Source organism: Bacteroidia bacterium (genome assembly GCA_040880525.1).
Taxonomy (GTDB): domain Bacteria; phylum Bacteroidota; class Bacteroidia; order CAILMK01; family JBBDIG01; genus JBBDIG01.
In genome coordinates, this window is record JBBDIG010000028.1 from 21,046 (window position 1) to 42,958 (window position 21,913).

General features: G+C 45.0%; 19 protein-coding genes. 11 read left to right on the plus strand and 8 right to left on the minus strand.

Going from position 1 to position 21,913, the window contains the following annotated elements; all coding sequences use genetic code 11:
• Positions 1-231 precede the first annotated feature (231 nt).
• The 7 genes from WD077_08110 (at position 232) to WD077_08140 (ending at position 7,692) form a co-directional block, all read left to right on the plus strand.
• Complete coding sequence (locus WD077_08110; GenBank protein ID MEX0967188.1) at positions 232-1,503, plus strand: hypothetical protein; 1,272 nt, start codon at positions 232-234, stop codon at positions 1,501-1,503.
• 126 nt (positions 1,504-1,629) lie between these two features.
• Positions 1,630-2,550 (plus strand): hypothetical protein, encoded by a 921-nt coding sequence (locus WD077_08115; protein MEX0967189.1) that lies wholly within the window; start codon positions 1,630-1,632, stop codon positions 2,548-2,550.
• A 198-nt stretch (positions 2,551-2,748) separates the two neighbouring features.
• The gene (locus WD077_08120) at positions 2,749-5,193 is read left to right on the plus strand and encodes a Smr/MutS family protein (GenBank protein ID MEX0967190.1); all 2,445 of its coding nucleotides are present in this window, start codon (positions 2,749-2,751) and stop codon (positions 5,191-5,193) included.
• Between the two features lie 151 nt (positions 5,194-5,344).
• Entirely contained in the window at positions 5,345-5,557 is a 213-nt protein-coding gene (locus WD077_08125) for a hypothetical protein (protein ID MEX0967191.1), read from the plus strand.
• 10 nt (positions 5,558-5,567) lie between these two features.
• Positions 5,568-5,888 carry a type II toxin-antitoxin system PemK/MazF family toxin gene (locus WD077_08130; GenBank protein ID MEX0967192.1) on the plus strand — a complete coding sequence of 107 codons (321 nt, stop codon included), beginning with the start codon at positions 5,568-5,570 and terminating at the stop codon, positions 5,886-5,888.
• Entirely contained in the window at positions 5,889-6,095 is a 207-nt protein-coding gene (locus tag WD077_08135) for a Smr/MutS family protein (protein ID MEX0967193.1), read from the plus strand.
• Between the two features lie 205 nt (positions 6,096-6,300).
• Positions 6,301-7,692 (plus strand): T9SS type A sorting domain-containing protein, encoded by a 1,392-nt coding sequence (locus WD077_08140; GenBank protein ID MEX0967194.1) that lies wholly within the window; start codon positions 6,301-6,303, stop codon positions 7,690-7,692.
• Between the two features lie 543 nt (positions 7,693-8,235).
• On the opposite strand, the gene WD077_08145 is transcribed toward WD077_08140, so the two are convergent.
• Both WD077_08145 and WD077_08150 read right to left on the minus strand, forming a co-directional pair.
• Complete coding sequence (locus tag WD077_08145; GenBank protein MEX0967195.1) at positions 8,236-10,005, minus strand: M23 family metallopeptidase; 1,770 nt, start codon at positions 10,003-10,005, stop codon at positions 8,236-8,238.
• Positions 10,006-10,044: 39 nt separating this feature from the next.
• Complete coding sequence (locus WD077_08150; protein MEX0967196.1) at positions 10,045-10,650, minus strand: fumarylacetoacetate hydrolase family protein; 606 nt, start codon at positions 10,648-10,650, stop codon at positions 10,045-10,047.
• Positions 10,651-11,370: 720 nt separating this feature from the next.
• Here WD077_08150 and WD077_08155 point away from each other — a divergent pair.
• Positions 11,371-11,931 (plus strand): L,D-transpeptidase, encoded by a 561-nt coding sequence (locus WD077_08155; protein ID MEX0967197.1) that lies wholly within the window; start codon positions 11,371-11,373, stop codon positions 11,929-11,931.
• Positions 11,932-11,999: 68 nt separating this feature from the next.
• Here WD077_08155 and WD077_08160 read toward each other — a convergent pair whose 3' ends face one another.
• Positions 12,000-13,601, minus strand: a complete 1,602-nt coding sequence (locus tag WD077_08160) for an NFACT RNA binding domain-containing protein (GenBank protein ID MEX0967198.1) — start codon at positions 13,599-13,601, stop codon at positions 12,000-12,002.
• Between the two features lie 5 nt (positions 13,602-13,606).
• Positions 13,607-14,368: an MBL fold metallo-hydrolase gene (locus WD077_08165; protein MEX0967199.1), complete on the minus strand. Its 762-nt coding sequence runs from the start codon at positions 14,366-14,368 to the stop codon at positions 13,607-13,609.
• Between the two features lie 458 nt (positions 14,369-14,826).
• On the opposite strand from WD077_08165, the gene WD077_08170 reads away from it, so the two are divergent.
• The gene (locus WD077_08170; protein ID MEX0967200.1) at positions 14,827-16,077 is read left to right on the plus strand and encodes a PAS domain-containing sensor histidine kinase; all 1,251 of its coding nucleotides are present in this window, start codon (positions 14,827-14,829) and stop codon (positions 16,075-16,077) included.
• Positions 16,078-16,485 carry a response regulator gene (locus WD077_08175; protein MEX0967201.1) on the plus strand — a complete coding sequence of 136 codons (408 nt, stop codon included), beginning with the start codon at positions 16,078-16,080 and terminating at the stop codon, positions 16,483-16,485. It abuts the gene before it with no gap.
• Positions 16,486-16,525: 40 nt separating this feature from the next.
• Here WD077_08175 and rny read toward each other — a convergent pair whose 3' ends face one another.
• The 4 genes from rny to pheT all read right to left on the minus strand — a co-directional run bounded on the left by rny (position 16,526) and on the right by pheT (position 21,226).
• Positions 16,526-18,085: a ribonuclease Y gene (gene rny / locus WD077_08180; GenBank protein MEX0967202.1), complete on the minus strand. Its 1,560-nt coding sequence runs from the start codon at positions 18,083-18,085 to the stop codon at positions 16,526-16,528.
• Positions 18,086-18,191: 106 nt separating this feature from the next.
• Positions 18,192-18,488 carry a cell division protein ZapA gene (locus tag WD077_08185; GenBank protein MEX0967203.1) on the minus strand — a complete coding sequence of 99 codons (297 nt, stop codon included), beginning with the start codon at positions 18,486-18,488 and terminating at the stop codon, positions 18,192-18,194.
• 3 nt (positions 18,489-18,491) lie between these two features.
• Positions 18,492-18,809 carry a hypothetical protein gene (locus WD077_08190; GenBank protein ID MEX0967204.1) on the minus strand — a complete coding sequence of 106 codons (318 nt, stop codon included), beginning with the start codon at positions 18,807-18,809 and terminating at the stop codon, positions 18,492-18,494.
• 2 nt (positions 18,810-18,811) lie between these two features.
• Positions 18,812-21,226 (minus strand): phenylalanine--tRNA ligase subunit beta, encoded by a 2,415-nt coding sequence (gene pheT / locus WD077_08195; protein MEX0967205.1) that lies wholly within the window; start codon positions 21,224-21,226, stop codon positions 18,812-18,814.
• A 136-nt stretch (positions 21,227-21,362) separates the two neighbouring features.
• Between pheT and WD077_08200 the strand changes: the two genes are divergently transcribed.
• Positions 21,363-21,890 carry a dihydrofolate reductase family protein gene (locus tag WD077_08200; GenBank protein ID MEX0967206.1) on the plus strand — a complete coding sequence of 176 codons (528 nt, stop codon included), beginning with the start codon at positions 21,363-21,365 and terminating at the stop codon, positions 21,888-21,890.
• The last annotated feature ends 23 nt before the right edge of the window (positions 21,891-21,913 follow it).

Here is a 21,913-nt window from a genome sequence, read left to right on the forward strand (position 1 = left end):
ATGTGTCTTTATAAACGGGAAGAATTTAGCTTCTTTTCGCATTTACCTTTGAAAGCTTCAAAGTAAGTACATTAACCGGGCAATTCCATGTACGGTAAGAAGGGCCATAAATGGAGAATTGAACATGCAATTCGTCCCTTTATTCGGTGTCCTGTCCCAGGCATATTTTCCAGGCCGCAATTGATCATAAATTTGACACATCTGTCATATTCTTAATCCAGACCTCTAAACATGGGAAAGCCGGTTGTCTTACTCTTTTTATCGCTATTTGCCACTACCTTTTATTCAAAGGCACAGAACGATCAATACTCCTTTGCGCAAACCTATTTTGGTGCAGGCGCACAATACCTGCCCGGCTCCGGGAGCACCACTATTCGCGATGGCAGCGCAACGGAAACCGTCCGCCTGCCCGGCAAGCTGACTCCCTATCTTGATATGGGAGGAATGCACTTTTGGGGACGGGCCGATTTCTATGTCTCTTTCTTCCTGCCCGGTGTTGAATTACCAGGGAAAACAGCCGCAACAAATCTCTCCACCGGCATTATGACGGGTGCGCGGTATTATCCAATAAAAATTCGCCAAAACAGCTTTCGGCCATTTGCAGGCATAAACTGGAGCAGCATCAGCTATCAGCAACAAAACAAAAACCCCACAGAAGAAGGGCCGCTCCTCAACCGTCAAATTTTGGGCGTGGAAGGAGGCATAAGCTATATCACCGGGAAATACAGGATCATCGAAGCCTCCCTCTTGTGGCTGCCCAGAGATTCCTGGGACTACCCAACCGGCAGGAATGAATTCGTGCGCCTGAATTTCCCTCCAGTCGGAATGGCGCTAAAATACAAATACCTGCTCGACTTCACCCGCCATGCCGGAAGCGAAACCAGCAGGGCCATTCAGCAGCAGTTAAAAGCGAAATATGAAAGCCGGAATGCCCTTTCAGCATTCTCGTTTGGCATTGGCGTTTCCTCCTCCTTTCCCATTTCCCGCTCACCGTTTCTGCAAACAGAACGCCCCTACCTGATGGCACCCCTGCCCATTACCGTCTTTCCCGATATTGCCGTTGGCTATTACTTCCGCAAACCGGATCTTGCTCTGCGGTTAGCCTTCAGGCCGATGCGATTTTACCAGGAAGCCTATGGCCTGCGACATGAACTTAAAAGAAAGGCGCTCTCTTTGGAAGCTTTTAAATTCTTATGGGATTATAAAGGCTTTGTACCGTTTGCCGGTGCAGGCGCCAATTTCGAAACGATTCAATTAAAAGAAAAGGACTTTGGAAACACCGTAACCCATATCCGCGAGGAAAAAATCTCGTATAGCATAGTGGCCGGATGGGATATTCGACCCACTGATGTGGAATGGTTTATCCTCCGCACCAATGTCCGTTATACACCGGCCTTGTCAATTAAATCGTTGGGAAAATCTTACTTTCTGGACCACCTTGAGCTAAATTTTATCCAGCTCGTGCTTTACCCCCAAAGGATGAAAGCAGTCTGGAAAAAATAATGACTGATATTGTGGCAGACACAAAGTCAGCAAGGCGCTAAGCCACACAAAGTAAAAAATTAGTGAATCTTTGAGACCTTCTTCCGGGATCATTCAATATTATTGTTGATATTGCGCAAAAAAATCATGAAAAATCTGTTGCTAATTTTTGTCGTTCTCAATGGCTTGCTAATATCTTCATCAACTAAATCTCAGGTATTTATATCCGAAGATTTTGATAAAGACCAGTTGAAGGGCGGAACTACCTATGTTTTAATGAATGATCCGGAGGCCCCGGCTAGTCAACCATTTATTGCCATTTATAAGAAATACTGGACTCTGTCTCCTATTGATTTTATCAGATACGATGAGATCATTAATTATATGGAGCCAAATAATACTTTTCTTGGACTTCAATGGTATGCAACATCTTCAGAACTTTCAGGAAGCACTCATCTCTATTTATCGTTATGGAAACCTGAGGATCAAAATTTGAATAAAAAGCCCAGGAAAATAGCTGACATAGAGGTGCAAGAGCTGGCACATATTGAAATATTTCCTGATCGCCACCTTCTGATTAACAACACAGATGTGTTTAAAATGGAGTATCATGGAGAAGATCATCTTCGAAATTGGGGACCAGGATTTTTAAAAAATCAGCTTCAAATGCTTACTAAATATTTAGAGATAGGAGAAGAACGCAAATTATATGAGGAAACTTCAAATGCAGAAGCTTTAAAAGAATTAAAAGGTCAAACATTATATATTCCGGAATACTCCCTTCTGAAGTGGGGTTCATTTAGCGGGACCGAGCGGAAAAGATCGGAAAGTGAGCTTATGGGCAAGTATGAATACAATTATAAAGTACTTTCCAATGAAGATCTAAATGAAATGATATTGAACAGTGATCAGTCATTTTATTATTTGGTTTATGTGAAGGGAAGTACCGATAAATTTGTTACGGTGATAAATTCTGGAAATGGCGAAATTATTTATCATGTGTATACCCCTGCATCTTATGCGGTAGATGCAAAGGATATAAAAAGCCTATTAAAGGAAATAAAATAGACTGTTTCGCCTTTAATGCCCTTTCTCAGCTTCCATATATTTTCTGCTCTCCGTCCTAATAAAACGTAGATAGATAATATTACAAGCCGGGGCAGTGCCAACGCTGGTACACTAATCGTTGCTATATCTGCATGATGCTATTAAACAAAACACTTCGAATCATTGTGTCTTCGTGTCTATTCAAGCAAGCAACTTAAAGTGAACAACAACCATAAAACTAAATCCGAGTACATCACCACCCTTCCTGCGGATGCGCAGGACAAGGTGGAGTTTCAGAAAATCCTGGAACTTATAGCGCAGCGATGCCTGGGAAGCTTAGGTGTGGCGCAGTTGCAAAAGTTGAAGGTATATACCCGGGCAGGGCAAATTGTCCCACGCCTGCAACAGGTAGATGAATTCAAGCGCATTATTGAGTCGGGAGGCAACTTTCCCGCTGATCATTACCTCGACCTCTCAGCACAGTTAAAGGTGTTGCCGCTGGAGAATTCGGTGCTCAGCATTGAGCAAATGCTGGAGGTGCTGAACGTGAGCCTCACCTGTCGCGGCATTTATGTTTTCCTGAGTGAAACAGAAGAAATGTACCCGGCACTATACCAGCTGGTTGCGGAAGATCCTTTTCAAAGGGAGATCATCCAATTGATCCTGGCAGTGCTGGACAACGAAGGCAACATCCGCCCGGACGTATCGCCAGTGCTGACGAAAATAAGACGTGAAATCGATGGGAAGGAGCGCGAGCTGAGCAGCAAGTTTAATTCGCTGCTGCGCGAGGGGCGGGCTGGCGGCTATCTGGCAGAAGGAGAGGAGAGCATAAAGAACAGCAGGCGCGTTCTGAGCGTATTGGCAGAGCACAAACGCAGAGTAAAAGGCATCATCCATGATGAAAGCGCCAGCGGCCGCATCGTATACATTGAGCCGGAAAAAACCACCGAGATCAGCAATGAGGTCTTTGACCTGCGGCAACAGGAGCGGAGGGAGATATATCGCCTTATGCGGGAACTTACAGCTTCAGTGCGGCCCTTTTATGATCTCCTCAAGCGCTACCAGCGCATCCTGGCCAGGCTGGATTTTATCCGGGCCAAGGCCAGGTTTGCTCGGGACATTGGTGCCAATATGATCACAATAGCAAAGGAGCCGGTCATTGACCTGAAAGAGGCGTTCCATCCGCTGCTGTTCCTTAGCCACCAGGCCAAGAACGCCCCCATCGTTCCGCTTAACCTGAAGCTGGAACACGAACACAGGATCCTCGTAATTAGCGGACCAAATGCTGGCGGTAAATCGGTTTGTTTAAAGACGGTGGGGCTGCTCCAACTGATGATGCAGAGCGGGATGCTGGTAACGGCAAAACCGAATTCGCGTATGGGAATTTTCCGTGAGTTGTTCGTTGATATTGGCGACCAGCAAAGCATAGAAAACGACCTCAGCACCTATACTTCCCACCTCAGTAATATGAAGAATTTTCTCAGCCGCGCCTCTGACCGTACGCTCTTCCTCATTGATGAATTCGGAACCGGCACTGACCCCCAACTTGGCGGGGCAATAGCCGAAGCCATTCTCACAGAAATGAACCACAAACGGGCGTACGGCATCACCACCACGCACTACGCCAACCTGAAAATGCTGGCAGAACACACGCCCGGCCTGCTGAACGGAGCCATGCGGTTCGACCACCAAACGCTTTCGCCTGCCTACGAACTTGAGACCGGGAAACCGGGCAGCAGCTATGCCTTTGAGATCGCCCATAAAATAGGGCTGAGCAAGAAATTGATTGATGCTGCACGGAAGCTGGCAGGCACAAGTGCCCGCTCAATGGAAGAAATGCTGACTTCCCTCGAAAAGGAGCGGCAGATATACGAGGAGCGGGACAAGGCCATTGCCGGAAAGGAAAAACATCTGGATGGCCTGATCTCTACTTACACCAAGCTGAAGCAGGACCTGGAAGAAAACCGGCATAAAATACTGGAGGAAAACAAGCAGAAGGCGCTGGCACACCTGAACGAAACCAATCGAAAGCTTGAAAACCTGGTTCGGGAGATTCGCGAAGAACAAAAGAAAACAGGCACGGCACAACAGGAGTCACGAGACATTGTGAAAGAAGCGAAGGATGTATTGAACCGGGAGAAGCAGCAAATAGAGAAAGACCTGAAAATAATCCGTAAACCCAAGCCAGTACTGAAAAACGTGAAGCCGGAGGATGTAAAGCCCGGCCTCCGCGTGAAGATGGGCAGCAACCCGCTGACGGGTGTTGTGGAAGAAGTGCGCAAGAACAAAGTACTCGTCTCGTTCGGCAGCATCAAAACCTTGGTGGACATAAACAAACTCCAGGTATCAGAAGATGCGGACAAAGACACCTCCCCAGGAAGGGGCGCTCGATATAATTACATGCAAGCCGCCCAGGATTTTTCGCCCTCTATTGATGTCCGAGGCCAGCGTGCGGAAGAAGCCCTGAACCAGGTAGAATTATGGCTTGACCAGGCCCACCTCCTCAACGAAAAGCGCCTGCGCATTATCCACGGCAAAGGCGAGGGCATCCTCCGCCCCGCCATCCGCAACCTCCTGAAGCAGCACAAGCAGGTCAGCAGCTACGAATCGGAGAGTGAGATGCAGGGTGGCGAGGGGATTACGCTGGTGGAGATGAGGGAGTGAGGTTCTTTTGAATTTCGAGGTACGGTTTACAATTGATGATCGTAATTCACTAATGAAGTTATTCCGACAGCATTTGGCTGTGATTGGGGGATGGAGGAGATAAGAATCCGGTGCTATTATTATGCGGGTCATTTCTTCTTATCTTTGAAACATGGGAACTAAAGACATTCTCAGGGAGATCAATAAACTTCCGGTGGTAGAACGTATAAAGGTTGCAGAGGAAACGCTCAAGTCAATTCGAAAAAATCAGATGGAAGAGCGGATGGAAAAAGCCGTAGAAACTTTGATGCAGGACTATCAGTCGGATCAGGATTTAACCGCGTTCACCGCAATAGATTTCGATAAATTCTATGAAGCAAGGTGAAATCTGAGTAATCAATCTTAACCCCACAATTGGTGCTGAAATCAAAAAAGAAAGACCCGGAATCATCGTAAATAATAATTCAATCGGGAGGCTTCCGCTAAAAATTATTGTTCCCTTAACCGACTGGAAGGATCATTATGAAATTGCACCATGGATGGTGAAAATTGCTCCTACGACAAGGAATAAACTTTTCAAAACATCATCCGCTGACTGCTTCCAAATTCGTTCTATTTCTGAACAGAGATTTATGAAGAAGATTGGTGTAATAGAGAATGAAATTTTGAATAAGATAAAAGTGGCATTAGCAATAGTGTTTTCTATTGAGGATTAGTTGAAGTATAAACGCAAAAACCCTGAGCATTCCGGGGATAGAGTAATGATCTATGAAATATGGTCGAAACTATTGTTCGGAGTTAGCGGCATCCTCCGCCCCGCCATCCGCAACCTCCTGAAACAGCACAAGCAGGTGAGCAGCTACGAAGCGGAAACCGAGATGCAGGGTGGGGAAGGGATTACGCTGGTGGAGATGCGGGAGTGAGGTATAAGTGAGTTGGAAAGCTAAGGTTTGTCAAATCAGGGAAATCCCTTTAGATTATTAATGGAGCAGAATCATTTGGGTTGTACTGTGCTTTCAGGCCAATGGCCAATAACCCTTGCAGGAAAAATATGGATAAGCTTTGAGTGTGGATTTTTCGTCATACTTTAGCGGCCTATTCTAAAATTTTAAAACGATCTATCTATCTATGAAACGAATTATGAAGACATTGCCTGCCTTGTTAATCTTTCTTAGCACTTTCACGGCTGGGAATGCCCAATTAACCGAAATTGTTGTTCTTGGGCCAATAGGCGGCACTTTTACAAGAACCGGCTTTTCCGTTAGTATTGCCAATGATGGAAGTATTGTGGTTATAGGTGCTCCTGGTGCAAATGACAGAGGAGGGGCCATTGGTTTTTTCGAAGAAAATGGCAGCACTTATACCCAAAAGGGGCTTACCCTAGTTGCCCTGGCAGGAGATTATTTAGGATCTTCCCTTGATATTACTGATGACGGTAGTATGGTATTGGCCGGGGCATCTACAGGCTCTTATGCCCGGTTCTATAAGAATATCCCTGCGATGAGCAGTGTTCTGACATATAAATCCGGAGATGGCGTGGCTTATTCCGGAGACGGATCTGTAACCGCAGTCAGGCGCTCTGATAGCCTATGGATATTTTCGAATGCTGGCACCACATGGAATTTAGCTGCTGGCCTTAAGATACCTGCAACCACCACCTTCGGGCCAGAAGGACCACAACTGATGACTATTTCCGAAGACGGAAATCTGATATTAGTAGGAATGCCCCATGATAAGAATGATACTGGAGGAGTAGCAGCCTATCATTTCAATGGCACTAACTGGGCTCAGCTCACTGTACTTCGGCCAAATGGTCATACCGGTGCTTCGCAGTTTGGCAGTTCGGTCTCTATGTCTTCTGATGGCTCCAGGATCGTGGTTGGCGGACAAGGTGATGATGCCGGGCAAGGTGCTTTTTGGACTTATACTTTTAATGGGACAACTATTTCAGGAGGCTTAACGAAACAAATGGGTACCGGTGCTACAGGAAATGCAGGACAGGGAGCGGCTGTTTCGGTTTCGGAAGATGGACAAGTGCTGTTAATAGGAGGCCCAGCAGATAACAATTTTCTTGGTGCAGCTTGGGAATTTCATTATCAAAGTGGCAACTGGAGTCAGGTGGGCAATAAGATAACACCAAGTGTTATAACCAATTTCGCACGTTTTGGATCTGCTATTGACTTATCTGAAGATGGCACAAAAGCTATTATTGGAGCTTATGATCAGGAAAGAGCCTATGTCTATGGTCGTGGATCTGTGGGTGTTGACGAGCAACAGAATGAGTTTAGGTTTAAACTTTCACCATGTCCAGCTCAAGACAACATTTTATTGACCGGAGATTTGAACTCTGTTGTGCGCATACGGATTATGGATTTACAAGGCAGAGTGGTTAAGAACTTAGTTGGACCTTTTGTTAATGGAATCGGTATTGATATTCAAAACCTGGATCAGGGGGCATATATTGTTTGTATTGATACCGAGAACGATCAATTTAATAAAAAGATTTTGATTGCGAGGTAGTGGCCCTTGTAATAGAATTTGATGACCACTTATTGTCAGTTTAAAAATTTAAATATATTGTTCATCGTGATTTGTAAGATTTGTCTTCCTGATGGTTTTCGGCAGAGGGATAAGAGGAGGATGAGGATAGCAACTGATTGAGGGCAGTAGCCAATATTACCGCGCGGGATTTTTTAAAAGACAAGGAAGAGGATGTTTGTTCACTTGAAGATGGGGAATCGGTAAATGAGGAAAGGTAGAATTATTTTGGTTTCATTTCCATTTGATGATTTTTCCGCTTCAAAGGTGAGGCCGGCTCTATGTTTAACATATAGTATAGAAATTACGCTTCAAATAACGTCATCCAGAGCGATAGTGAATGATCCTGTCCAGTGCTGCTCGATAGGTTATTAGCTCACCAGATTCTTCTCTCCGCTGCGCTCCGGTCAGAAATAACCAAAAGGGTTGGCTGTTTCCAGTCGCCCCGCTCCAGGGGGTGGTGGGTATGCAGGTGGGCCTTTGCCTGGGCTCATCATTGGCATCATGCTATTCATTTTAAACAACCTAGCGCACAAAATTATAACTGACCCGGCTCTCGTTGCTTTTCTCGTCTTTAGCTACAAAAAGGAAAGTGTGCTTGCCGGCCGCCAGGTTTTTCTCAAATGTGTGGGTGAAGAGGTTGAGTTTTCCGTCATATTCCATAAGCACCCACTCTCCGTCAATGTAGCCGTTACCAGCGTTGAGGCCGGAGAGGTTGTCGTTTACGCGTATTTGGATGTTGCGCTTATATTTCATGTCTGCATTATTATGAATATTCAGCGCATTAATTTTTGGCGGCACGGTATCCACATCAATATAAAACTTGCCGAAGCTGCGGGTGCGTGTGGTAACATAGCCATTGTCCCAGTTTCCGCCCTGTGATGACCTGCGGCCGCTGCTGCTCTGGTTCATGATGATCGCTTTGTTTTGATATTGCTCTGGCAGTTCTTTTACCTTCAGCGAAATATTATAGTACTTCTGCAAAGGTGTGTATTGGTTGTGAACCTGATGCAATGAAGAATATGATTTACCCGGAAGCGGCAATTCCTGGTATTGAAAACACACCGTGTCATAAAAAGTAAATGCGGGGATCGTCATCCTGATCTCGTTCATTTCCAGAAAATTCTCAACCTGATAGGGCATTGTTTTCAGGCAGCCTTCAAATTTTTGCACCGGCTCCGAAACGGGTCCGAGGGTATCACGTTCAATATCAAATTGCAGGACTGAGAGATTGGAATATGCGTCAGTTATGGTGAGGTTTATATGATGAAGCGAATCAGAAGAAATATCAATCCTGCCCCGGTTTTCCAATGAGTCATAAATTTCAAGAAAATTGCCGGGGTCTACAAAAGTCTTTTGGTATTTTTCCCCGGACCGCTCTTTTTCCTCGTAGTCAATATGGCTGTTGAGATAGCGCGTTTGGTGAAATCCGAATTTCTCCATGCGCATGATGTACTTGGATTTATCATTATGCTGCAATTCAATGCAATATACGCCCAGCCGGTTCCAGGAGCCGTCATGGTAGTCGAGGGTTTCCACTGCTACACCCACCGTTCCTAAAGCCTGAATTTTTTTAATATTATGCAAATAATAACCCTTGTTGTTTTGCCTGACAGGAATTTTCACACTTTTGCTATTAACAAATAAAGTTTTGTTTGCAGGATAATCATAATAAATCCTGAGAAAAGATTCCGGTGTAAGCGGATACAGCTTGACGGAGCGGATCTCCGGGGCTTTGGTATCCGGTACTTTAAAATTGAACAGTAGCGGATTAAGCGGGTATTCACTTTTGGTGTCGCGAATTTCAAAGTGCAGATGCGGCCCTCCGGAACCTCCGGTATTGCCTGAAAGGGCGATCACTTCACCTCTCTTTACCGGAAATGCCCTGCCGGGAAATAATTCAATGGCAAAACTTTTTTTCCTGTATTGCTGGCGTTTTACGTATTCCCGAATGGTATCATTGAATCGCTGTAAATGCGCATATACCGTGGTATAGCCGTTAGGATGATCAACATACAGCGCATTGCCAAAACCCCACGGAGAAACTTTAATGCGGGAGACGTGGCCATCTGCTGCGGCCAATACGTTTAATCCTTCCCGTTGCTGCGTTTTGAAGTCAATGCCTGAATGGAAATGGTTGGAGCGCAATTCGCCAAAACTTCCAGAGAGCAACAGCGGCACCTCCAGTGGTGAACTGAAGTAGTCCTGCGGATAACCGGAGGAAGAACGCGTATTTCGATTGGAGAATGAAAATGCAATGAGAAGCAGAAAGATTGCAGCAAATCTGAATTTCATAAATATTAATAATTATAAAAAGATCAGGAAATAAAAAGGTTATTTTACAATTAAATCAAGAACCTTTTGGTCTTCAACGTACCCCGTTAAATGATTGTTAACATAAACTTTACCAACTCCCGCGGGTGTACCGGTATAAATGAGATCCCCGGTTTGCAGTGTAAAATACTGCGAGATGAAGGAGATGAGGCGTGAAAATGAAAACAGCAGAAAAGAAGTATCGCTTTGCTGCACAGTTTTCCCGTCAATTTCGAGGTGGAAAGTTATAGGTGCCGGGAAATCTTCCAGCGGTACGAAATCGCCAACGGCAGCCGATCCGTCAAACCCTTTTGAAATTTCCCAGGGCAGGCCTTTTTGTTTCAGTCGCTGCTGAATATCCCTTGCAGTAAAGTCAATACCCAGCGAAATATGGTCAAAATACTTGTGCGCAAATTTCTCCTGGATGTGTTTTCCCTGCCGCGTGATCTTCAGGACTAGCTCAGCTTCATAATGCACATCATCAGAAAAGTCGGGTAAAAAGAAGGGCAGCCCATATTTAAGCAGGGCGGTAGGCGGCTTCATAAAGATCACCGGCTCCTGCGGCACCTCATTCTGAAGCTCCTTTGCATGTTCTGCATAGTTTCTTCCGATGCAAAATATTTTCATTGTGGCAAAAATTTAATATTCATCCAAAAATGCCCAAAGGTAAATGGAGAGGCGATATGCCAGCCTCTGACCCTGGGTATGAATTGACAAACTCTGAGATGAGCAAAAGAGTTTAGAAAAAAACGACAACCGGCAATGAAGATTTTCAATAAGGGGTGAGTCTGCTATGGATAAGGGAAAAGCGAACTGCGATAAAAGAATGCAAATCTTATTTTTCAGAATAAACCTTAGTAACCCGTGAACGCTTACACAGTCCAACCTTATTTAATAAAAAGCTTTAGGCGTTCATACACAGCAGTAAAAAATAAGGTTGGGTTACTTTTGTTTATTTTGTTATTAAGGTTTAAGAAAAATAAAAATAAGGTTATTGGAAGATACTTGATATAGGTTCGATATGGTAATATAGCAAGAACTGAGAAAGAGCCATGCTCTATTGGAATCTTATTAATGAAAGGATTATATCAGGATACAGCCGGCCAATTACATTGACTCCTGAAAAGGTGCCATTTTATTTTATTGTCATTTTTTTAAATGAGTTGTTTGGATTAAAATAATCGACATTTACAAAACCGGTATCGCAGCATAGAAATATTTGGTTTTAAACTAGTAATAATTAAATTAAGCACAAACCTTATAGGAATGCATTAAATACCTTTTTAAATCAAAGACAATTTTTGATAGGTTTTTCGTTATAGCTCCATGATCAGATTAAAGAAAAAAATGCATCAGCTCCTCGTTCCTTTGCTTCTATTGTTTACCATTGCCTGCGGAGATGGCATCTCGACCAGCAATGAAGAAGCGTTTCCCGATGTGAATCTGGACAGTTTGGAGGTGGATAAAACGAAGACCTGGATCCATATTTCAAAGTCGAAGAGAGTGCTTGCATTGATGGAAGATACACACTTGTTGAAACGTTATCCTGTTGTATTGGGGTTTAATCCCACCGATGACAAGCTGCGGGAAGGTGACGGCTGCACACCTGAAGGCACGTTCAAAATACGAGACCTATACCCGCACCGGAGCTGGTCAAAGTTTATCTGGATTGATTACCCAAATGATGCGTCATGGGAAAAACACGAGGCGGCAAAGGCCGGTGGCAGCATTCCGGCAGAATCTGCCATTGGAGGAGAAGTCGGGATACATGGGGTCCCGGCCGGAAGCGACTTTTTAATTACCATGAAAGAGGACTGGACGCTCGGCTGCATTTCATTAAAGAATGATGATGTGGACGAATTATATAAATATGTTCAGCAGGGAACAACCATCGTAATCGAAAAATAATCCGTTACCAAAAAAGAGTTCGCAAAGTCGAAATGAGGCGTCTTTTATTGAAACAATGTGACTTTTATTCAAGAGTTCCCTTTACCGGGCTCGGAGGATGGCACCACGAGAATTACTGATTCTCTGTCTACGATTACTTTTCCGGGGGCCATGCCTTTAGGCTTGCGCACGTGTTTCCGCTGAACATAGCTTACCGGACAGAGGCCGTGGTTTCTTCCTTTGCTGTGCCAGGCCGCGAGTTGGGCAGCAGCCTCAACCACTGGCTGGGGCACCGTTTCATTCTTCGTCTTTACAACTACATGCGATCCGGCAAAGTCTTTTGCATGCAACCACAGGTCATTTTTAGAAGCCACTTTAAAGGTCAATTCATCATTGTTTTTTCCGCTTTTCCCTACCAAAATTTTATAATTCAAAAAATTGAATTCTTTATAAGGTAATGCCGGGGTTTCGCTTTTTGCTTTCTTTTCTTCCTGTTTTCCCAGCTTCTTTAGCTGGCGATAATCGGTTGTGCTTTCTATATTTTTAATTTCCGAATTTACATCTGCCAGTTCTGATTCCAGCCGGGAAATGTTTTCTTTTAGTTTTTCCACTTCTATGTGTTGGCGCTTTGCTTTCTGATACATTTTCTCCGCATTTTTCTGAGGACTCATTTCACGTTTCAGCGGGATTACCAGATCCTTTCCTTCATAAAAATCAAATACCTCAGCCTTGTCAGCGCCTCCTTTTATCTGGTGTAGGTTGGCCATGATCAGGTCGGCCAGTTGATGATAGCTTCTGCGTTTATCCAGCCGCTGCAGGTCTTTGGTGCCGCTTTTCAATTGCTTCTCCAGTCTGCGTTTTTTCTCGTACTGTTTTTTCAGCAAAGCGCCTCTGGCCGTGAGCAGGCGGTATTGGTGCCGGTATTCAGTGGTGTAGCTATTCAGCGCCTCCACAACGTCTGTCTTTTCCCACAGCGGAATATCAAGCGCAAACAGCGATAGCCGCAAACCGGGATCGTCATCGCGTTTAGGTTCTCCTTTCAATAAATAAAACTGCGGGTCCCTGAGATAATTTTCAAGTTCCATTATTTTTTCCCACTGGCGGGCGGGTGGCAGTTCTGTAAAATTTTCATCAATGGCAGCGGCAAAATCAGGGGTGTAGGCCGGGTTTAGTTTTACCAGGGATTCAGCGTTTAGCGGCTGCTCCATCAATTGTTGCAGTTGCTCCTGTTCCAGTACCACAGGATAATGCATTTCCTCCGGGTTCAGCGTCCGGTCTTTCTGAAGTTTTGGCCGTAGCAACTCCTTTGCTTCTCCCTGCTGCAACAATATAATATTAGCATGGCGTCCATACAGCTTAAATATCAGCATCAGGTTTCCCTGAAGACGGATGTGGAAGCTGCGGTCATTTTCATAGGCCTGTACCTGCTTAACCTTTTTCCCCTGCACTTCGCGGAAAATCGGCTGCGCATTTTTTACAGGTGGTGTAAATGAAGGAGGAAGAGAGATCAGAACTTTATCCGGCAGAAAAAATAAGTTCAGGAACAGTTCCCTGTTTTTGTTTTTAAAATGAAAAACGATATGTTGTTTACCGATTTGCCAGGAATCAGCAAGAAATGTTTCGGCCAGCTCCTGGTTCAGGCGCTCAGCAAGCTTTCTTAGCAGGAAGAAGTTGTTTACGAGATCATCCATGGCAGCTACAGCTCCAGTTGAAGTCCGTCATAGGCCAGGTGCATATTGGGCGGCAGTTCCTTTTCTACGGTACGGTGCAACCCCATCTGGTGGCTGATGTGGGTAAAATAGGTTTGCTCAGGATTGATTTCCCGGGATAACGTAATGGCCTCCTCCAGCGTAAAATGAGAAATATGTTGTTCTTTTCGCAGCGCATTGAGGACGAGAATTTTGGTTCCTTCCAGCTTTTTTAATTCTTGGGGTGCAATGGCGTTTGCATCCGTGATGTAGGAGAAATCGCCAATTCTGAAACAAGTAACCGGTAGTTTGTAATGCGTAACTTCCACCGGCACTACCTTAATGCCATGTACGGTAAATGGCGTTTTGCCAATAAGGTGCATTTCCAGCTTGGGAATGCCGGGATAAGACCAATTCGCAAAAATGTAGGCGAAAGATTTTCTGAGATTATCCTGCACCTGCGGAGTGGCAAATACATCCATGGGTTTTCGCTGCAGGAAGTTAAAGGCGCGTACTTCATCCAGCCCGGCAGTATGGTCACGGTGTTCATGGGTAAACAAGACCGCATCCAGGTGGCCAACATCGGCATTCAGCATTTGCTGCCTGAAATCCGGGCCGGTATCCACCACGAGCACTTTTCCCTGTTCTTCTATCAGCACAGAGGTCCGGAGGCGTTTATCATGCGGATCGGTGGATCGGCAAACTTCGCAATGGCAGCCGATCATCGGCACCCCACCGGAAGTTCCGGTTCCTAAAAATGTAATTTTCAAAATAGTAATGATTGAACCTGTCCGCGAAAATTAAGAAAAGAATCTACTCCTGAACGCATAACAGGGGCTTTGTTTATTTTTTTGTATTTTCTTACGCTTGTTCTACATAAAAACACGCGTGTTCCTTACATAGGTATTACGTGGATAACGTGTGTATAATGCACATTACGGTCTGTATTTCCTGTTTCTTAAATATTCTAATTTCTGCGAAGTATTGAATCAGGAAGAAAAGCAAGGCAATAAAAGTATATGAACCTGACATAGATTCTTTATATCCCTGATAGAGCCGAGTGCGCCTGTCTCCTGGCTTTTTACCTGCATCAAATTATATTCCTTCTGATAATCTCTGTACCCTATTTGTTAAAACCTTACATCAGGGCATTATCCCGGTTTTCAACACTTTCATGGTTATTGATATTTATAAGGGAAACTTTGATATGATACTTACCCCTAAGAATATGCCTACGAAGCCCACGTATGATGAACTTGAGCAGGAAATACAATTTCTTCGACAACAGGTGGAAGAACTGGAACATGTAAAGAATGAGCAGCAGGTACTTGGTAAGATATTTCATAATATTGTAGATAAGCTTCCTGCACTTATTTTTTGGAAAGACAGGTATAACCGGATTATCGGGTTTAATAAGGCTTATTCGGAATCGCTGGGAAAAGATCCAAAGGATATCCAGAATAAGTCAATCCAGGAACTGTTTCCTGAGGTGGATGCCGAGAAATTTTATAGCGCGGATATCGAGGTGATGCAGACCGGATTGCCTGTCTTTAATATTATGGAAGAAACCACGCGCAATGGAAAGCACGTATGGTTGCAAACAGACAAGGTTCCCTTCTGGAATGAAGAAGGCGAAATTGTGGGCGTGGTGGGTATTTCAACTGATGTTACGAAGTTGAAAATATATGAAAAAAAGCTGATGAGTGCCCAAAAGCAACTCCGGGAGGCAAACCAGCAACTGGAAAGCCGGGTGAATAAGCGTACCGAGGAACTCCGCAAAACCAATAAGGAACTGAGCCGTATGAATGGCGAACTCGATAATTTTATCTATGCAGCTTCGCATGATCTCCGTTCGCCTATATCCAATCTGGAAGGGCTTATGGATATATTAAAAAGTAATGTGGCAGACAAGCTTGATGGGCCGGAAATGAAGATCATTGAGATGATGACCCGTTCTATTACCAAGTTCAAAAGCACTATCCAGGACCTCACCGAAATAACGCGCGTACAGAAGGATCTGGAAGAAATGGCTGAGGATGTATCCTTTGAGCAGCAATTGACGGATGTTAAGATAGATGTGCAGCACATGATCAATGAATCAGGAGCTGAGATTACCACTGATTTCCAGGTGCCGTCTATTCATTATTTCCGTAAAAATCTTAGAAGTATAATTTATAATTTTGTCTCAAATGCAATTAAATACAGGCATCCTGACCGGAAGCCGGATATCCGGCTTTCAACAACCCTGGAAAAAGGCAGGGTTGTACTCAGGATCAGCGACAACGGCCTGGGGCTGAACCCTGATCAGCAGTCGAAGTTGTTTGCAATGTTTAAACGAATGCATAATCATGTGGAAGGTTCTGGGATTGGGTTGTATATGGTAAAGAAGATCGTTGAAAATTATGGGGGCACCATCCAGGTACAAAGCGAGGAGAATAAAGGCTCTACCTTTACCGTCACATTTGAAGCTGTGGAATAAATGACCAAAGTAGACTGCATCCTTCTCGTAGATGATGATAATGCCAGCAATTACCTGAACACAATTATCCTGGAGAAAATGGAAGTGGCCGGAAAGATTGACAGCGTATACAGTGGCCCTGAAGCAATTGAATACCTGAGCCAGGCCTCTCAGGGAAAATTTCCTTATCCTGACCTCTTATTGCTCGATGTAAATATGCCTGGAATGAGCGGATTCCAGATGCTGGAAAAGCTGCAGCAAATTCCTGAAGTCAAGATGGATGCAACCCGGATCATTTTTCTTTCCAGTTCAGAAGACGAACGCGACAAGGCTGCCGCCATGAAGTTTAATGTAGCGGGATACATTGCCAAACCGCTCAATTATCATAAACTCGAAAATGTGCTGGAGCAATCTGCCCAGAAGCGCTGAAGGGCTTTTCCCTCCGGAATCTTCAATAAATGCGATGGAATTATTTGGCGTAAGAAACTGCCCTTCTTTCTCTGATCACTGTCACCTTAATTTGTCCCGGATAGGTCATTTCACTTTGGATGCGCTGCGAAATATCAAATGCGAGTTCATCCGCTTTTGAATCCGGCACCTTTTCGCTTTCTACAATAACGCGAAGTTCACGACCAGCTTGAATAGCGTAAGTTTTCTGCACACCGTCATAGGAAAGAGCAATGGCTTCAAGGTCCTTCAGCCGTTTAATGTAAGATTCAAATACCTCCCGTCTTGCACCCGGTCTTGCGCCCGAAATGGCATCACAAACCTGGATTACGGGAGAAATAGGGTCCGTCATTTCCACCTCATCGTGGTGAGCGCCAATTGCATTCACAACAGCCGGATGTTCTTTGAAGCGTTCGGCTATTTTCATTCCGAGGAGTGCGTGCGGCATTTCAGGGTCCTCGTCAGAAACCTTCCCGATGTCATGGAGCAGTCCTGCACGTTTAGCCATTTTCGGGTTCAGCCCTAATTCGCTGGCCATGATGGCGCAGAAGTTAGCTACTTCGCGGCTGTGCTGAAGCAGGTTTTGGCCATAAGAGGAGCGGTAGCGCATTTTGCCTACAAGCCGCACCAACTCCGGGTGGAGGCCATGAACGCCAAGATCAATGCAGGTTCGCTCTCCGATTTCTATGATCTCCTCTTCAATTTGTTTCTTGGTTTTGGCCACTACCTCTTCTATGCGTGCGGGGTGGATGCGGCCATCGTTTACCAACCGGTGCAGCGCCAGTCGTGCAGTCTCTCTCCTCACCGGGTCGAATGCGGAAAGGATGATGGCTTCGGGGGTATCATCCACGATGATCTCCACTCCGGTGGCTGCTTCCAGCGCCCGGATGTTGCGGCCTTCGCGCCCGATGATGCGACCCTTCATTTCATCACTGTCAATGTTAAATACTGAAATACAATTCTCAATGGTTTGCTCTGTTGCCACGCGTTGCACAGTTTGCATCACTATTTTCCGGGCTTCGCGGGTGGCTCCAAGTTTTGCTTCGTCCAGGATGTCTTTTATGTAGCTTTTGGCTTTGCTCCGGGCCTCTTCCTTCATTGACTCTATCAACTGCTTGAGGGCATCTTCTCCCTTTAAACCGGCTACTTTCTCAAGTTGCTCTACTGTCTGGCGGTGCAGTTTATCGGTTTCTTCCTTTCGTATCGTAATCACTTCTGATTGCTGGTCAAGCTTGCTCTGCAGGCGGTTCAGGTCGTCTTCTTTGCGCTTTATTTCCTCCAGCCGTTTATTCACTGTCTGTTCTTTTTGCTTCGCCCTGGTCTCGGTGGCCACGATGTTTTTATTGCGCTGATTCAAGTCCCTGTCCTGCTGCTCCTTTTGCTTCAAGGCAACATCCTTTGCCTCAAGAATTATTTCTTTCCTGATGATCTCAGCCTTTTCCTTTACTTCCCGCAGTTCGAGCTCCATACGCTTGTTCAGCGATTCTTCCTGATGCTTGAGATTGCTTTTGCTCAGGGATTTCCCGATGAATATGCCGGCTGCCAAAGCCACTATTATCCCAATACCCAATATGATTTCCATTGTATCTCTTTTAAATATTTAATTATTAAACCATCACAAAATGATGATTTCCGGGACAGGCGGAAACTCCATCCGTGGCCGATCTGCCACTTGAAAAATGATAATTCTAATTCGGGGGAAGATATTTGTCCAGCAAGGTATGGATACCGGCAATCTCCTGGCTAAGTTCGATATCGGCTGATTTTTGCCGGCCCTCTGATTCAAGGAGTTCAGTAACGAATTGCAGGCAACACATAGATAAAAGTACCTGCTTTTCCTCTATCTGAAATTGTTCTTTATAGCCTCGGATTTTCTCATTGATCCTTTTTGCAGCCTCTCTTACCCTAGGTTCTTCGCTCACCTTCACCGTAAGCGGAAATACCCTGTCTGCTATATTTACCTTGATCGAAACCTCTTCTTCCATCAGTTATAGCTCATTATCATATTTCAACAGGTGAATGCACCTGTCTATCTCTTTCATCAGTTTGTCAATATGGTTTTTCAGTTGTTCGGTTTTTTGTGAATCTTCATGCAGCCCGGCCCCTTCTTTAAGGGTTTGGGCTATTTGCAAATTTAGATTTTTCTTCTCTAATTGGTTCTCTTGTCCTTCGAGTACCCGGAGTTGCTCTTCAAGCTCATTTTTTTCAGCGCTTATTTTTTCCAGTTTTTCCATCAGCCTGCGGTTTTCCATTCCAAGCTGTTCTATCTTTTTTTGAATTTCGCTGAGTGCCTCGATGTGCCCCATCCTTATTTCCTGATTTTGGCATTGAGATTCTTTTCCAGGTTTTCGATCATCCTTTCCACCACCCGGTCTATCTGGGCATCCTTCAGCGTTTTTTCCTCATCCCTGAAAATGATTCGAACAGCATAAGATTTCTTGCCCTGCTCCACCTTGTTGCCGGTATAAACATCGAAAGCCGTCACTTCGCTGATCATGTTCGGAGCGGCCTTTACGATCTCCTGTTTCACTGCTTCGTATACCGCAGATGAAGGCAACAGCAGCGACAGATCGCGCGAAATCACAGGAAATTTACTGACTGGCTTGTAATGCACTTTTTGCCCGCGCTGGTGCTGATAAAGAAGGTCCAGATCAATATCCGCATAAAATACATCCTGGCCAATGTCAAAAGCTGCTACAATTTCCGGCTTCACTTTTCCCACTTTCGCGAAGGATTTTTTCTCTAGTTCAAGGAATTGCCCATAAGCCAATGAACCGGCTTTTAACCTGTCGAATTCAAAGGAAGACATCCCGCTTTGTTTCAGGATCATTTGCAAAATGCCTTTGGCAAAATAGTAATCGGCCTCTTTCTCCTGATCATTCCATGCAAGCGAACGCAAGTTGCCGGTAATCCAGATTGCCAGGTGCTGTTCTTCGATATATTCAAATCCTTCTTTGCGGTATGTACGTCCAAATTCGTAGAGCTTCAGGTCGCGTTGTTGGCGGTTTATATTATAGCGCAATGCCTCAAGTCCTGAAAAAAGCATTGTTGTCCGCATAATGTCAAGTTCCTCGCTCAGCGGTTCAAGGATCTCTACTGGCGCCACCTGTTCATTTTCCGGCAGATATTTCAGGTATTCAGAATTGCTGAGGGAAGTGGAAAGGATCTCGAAAAATCCATTGCTGCTGAGGTAACGGGCGGTACTTTCATTCCAATCTTCCTTGTTGTCTCCATGAGTATAGGCCAGAACGGATTTCACATTATTGCTGAAGCTGATGCGATTCAGCGAATAGATCCGGAGCACTTCTTCCGCCAGGTCTGCCGGCCGGGTGACGTCTCCCCGGTAAAGCGGCACTGCAACCTGCAGTCCTTCCTTATCGCGGTGGAGAATCTGGTATTCCAGGTGTTCCAGAATTTCCACCACTTCCTGAGACGGCACTTCAGAGCCTGTAAGTTTATTCAGATATTGAAATGAAAACCGGATTTCCGGCCTTTCAATCCGGTATGGATATTCATCAAAGATCCGGGAGCTGACTTTGGCACCGGCTATTTCCCCGATTAACAGAGCGGACCGCATCAGGGCATAAATGGTATTTTCAATATCCACCACGCGCTCAAAACGGAAAGCAGCGTCCGTATGCAACTTGTGGTGCCGGGCAGCATTGCGGATCACGGTAGGATCGAAAAAGGCGCTCTCAATAAAGATAGTGGTGGTATCATCCTTTATCTCTGAATTTTCTCCACCCATCACGCCTGCTATTCCCACGGGAATTTCTGCATTCCAGATCATAAGCTCGTGGCCCGTCAGTTCCCGCGTTTTACCATCCAGGGTGATGAATTTTGCTCCTTTCTCTGCCCGTTTTACCACAATCTCATTGCCCGCGATCTGCCGGATGTCGAAAGCGTGCAGCGGCTGCCCCATTTCCAGCATTACGAAATTGGTGGCATCCACCACATTATTCACCGGTTGCATGCCAATTGCCTTCAGCCGGTTTTGAAGCCATTTGGGCGATTCGCCTACTTTTACATTACTCAGAACCACGCCAGCATAGCGTGGACAATCCTGGCGGTTTTCTATTTTTATTTTAATATTAAAAGATTCCTCTTCTATTTTAAAATGGCCTGCGTCCGGGTACTTTATCTTTTTCCTGAGATAGGCCGCCAGGTCTCTGGCCACACCGATGTGGGAAGCAGCATCTCCCCGGTTGGGGGTAAGCCCGATTTCCAGCACCGTATCTTCATACAGTTCCAGGGCTTCCTTCAGGGGCATTCCTGCCGTCAGGTCCTCGTTCAACACCATGATGCCGCTGTGGTCGTTGCCAAGTCCCAGTTCATCTTCTGCGCAGATCATCCCAGCGCTTTCCACACCCCGGATTTTAGCCTTACGGATTTTAAGCGGTTTGTCCGAAGCAGGCAACAAAGTAGTTCCTACCAAGGCTACAGCTACCTTCTGTCCTGCCTTTACGTTTGGTGCACCGCAAATGATCTGAAGGAGTTCACCAGTCCCGGCATTTACCTTAGTGATTGTAAGTTTGTCTGCATCAGGATGCGGTTTCACATCGGTGACCTCTCCCACCACTACGCCCTCCAGGGAATGCGGCAAGGAAGCATAATCCTGCACATCCTCTACTTCGAGGCCCGTATGGGTGAGAAAATCCGCCACTTCATGGGGCGTTTTGGAGTGCTCAATATAGTCGCTCAGCCAGCGATAGCTGATCTTCATGGGTTGATAAAATTTTGCGCGAAGTTAGGGACAAAGGATGATGGTGCAGGCCAATTAAGTGGTGTATACGATATTCCAGTTGGAATTATCAATGTTGAAGGAAAAGGATAATGTCATAAAAATTAATAAAAAGAAAATGAGAAAATTAATTCTTTACATAGCCTCAAGCCTTGATGGATACATTGCGCAACCCAATGACGATCTATCGTTTCTTTCTCTTGTTGAGCAAGAGGGCGAAGATTATGGCTACCACGATTTTATTTCTTCGGTTGACACTGTTATCATGGGCAGAAGAACCTATGACTGGGTGCTTGACCATGCGGAGTTTCCGCATAAGGATAAAGATGCTTATATCATAACCAGAACTCCAAGACCTGATAAGGGCCGAACGGTTTTTTATACTGGCAACCTGACTGAATTAGTCAAAAGATTAAAGAGCGAGGCAGGCAAAAATATCTTCTGTGACGGGGGCGCTGAAATAGTCAATGAATTATTAAAGAATGAGCTGATTGATGAATTTATAATTTCCATTATCCCTTTTTTGGCAGGCGAGGGGATACGACTATTTAAAGATGAAAGGCCAGCGCAGAAACTGAAATTGAAGAGGGTAAAAACTTTTGACAAAGGCCTTGTGCAAATGCATTACATACGGGCTGATGATTAGCTTATGCTAAAAAGGAAGAATCC

What these genes read in the sequence shown, in the direction of transcription:
- WD077_08110 (MEX0967188.1), top strand. Translation starts at nt 232, where the DNA reads ATGGGAAAGCCGGTTGTCTTACTCTTTTTATCGCTATTTGCCACTACC.
- WD077_08115 (MEX0967189.1), top strand. Translation starts at nt 1,630, where the DNA reads ATGAAAAATCTGTTGCTAATTTTTGTCGTTCTCAATGGCTTGCTAATA.
- WD077_08125 (MEX0967191.1), top strand. Translation starts at nt 5,345, where the DNA reads ATGGGAACTAAAGACATTCTCAGGGAGATCAATAAACTTCCGGTGGTA.
- WD077_08140 (MEX0967194.1), top strand. Translation starts at nt 6,301, where the DNA reads ATGAAACGAATTATGAAGACATTGCCTGCCTTGTTAATCTTTCTTAGC.
- WD077_08145 (MEX0967195.1), bottom strand. Translation starts at nt 10,005, where the DNA reads ATGAAATTCAGATTTGCTGCAATCTTTCTGCTTCTCATTGCATTTTCA.
- WD077_08150 (MEX0967196.1), bottom strand. Translation starts at nt 10,650, where the DNA reads ATGAAAATATTTTGCATCGGAAGAAACTATGCAGAACATGCAAAGGAG.
- WD077_08155 (MEX0967197.1), top strand. Translation starts at nt 11,371, where the DNA reads ATGCATCAGCTCCTCGTTCCTTTGCTTCTATTGTTTACCATTGCCTGC.
- WD077_08160 (MEX0967198.1), bottom strand. Translation starts at nt 13,601, where the DNA reads ATGGATGATCTCGTAAACAACTTCTTCCTGCTAAGAAAGCTTGCTGAG.
- WD077_08170 (MEX0967200.1), top strand. Translation starts at nt 14,827, where the DNA reads ATGCCTACGAAGCCCACGTATGATGAACTTGAGCAGGAAATACAATTT.
- WD077_08175 (MEX0967201.1), top strand. Translation starts at nt 16,078, where the DNA reads ATGACCAAAGTAGACTGCATCCTTCTCGTAGATGATGATAATGCCAGC.
- rny (MEX0967202.1), bottom strand. Translation starts at nt 18,085, where the DNA reads ATGGAAATCATATTGGGTATTGGGATAATAGTGGCTTTGGCAGCCGGC.
- WD077_08185 (MEX0967203.1), bottom strand. Translation starts at nt 18,488, where the DNA reads ATGGAAGAAGAGGTTTCGATCAAGGTAAATATAGCAGACAGGGTATTT.
- WD077_08190 (MEX0967204.1), bottom strand. Translation starts at nt 18,809, where the DNA reads ATGGGGCACATCGAGGCACTCAGCGAAATTCAAAAAAAGATAGAACAG.
- pheT (MEX0967205.1), bottom strand. Translation starts at nt 21,226, where the DNA reads ATGAAGATCAGCTATCGCTGGCTGAGCGACTATATTGAGCACTCCAAA.
- WD077_08200 (MEX0967206.1), top strand. Translation starts at nt 21,363, where the DNA reads ATGAGAAAATTAATTCTTTACATAGCCTCAAGCCTTGATGGATACATT.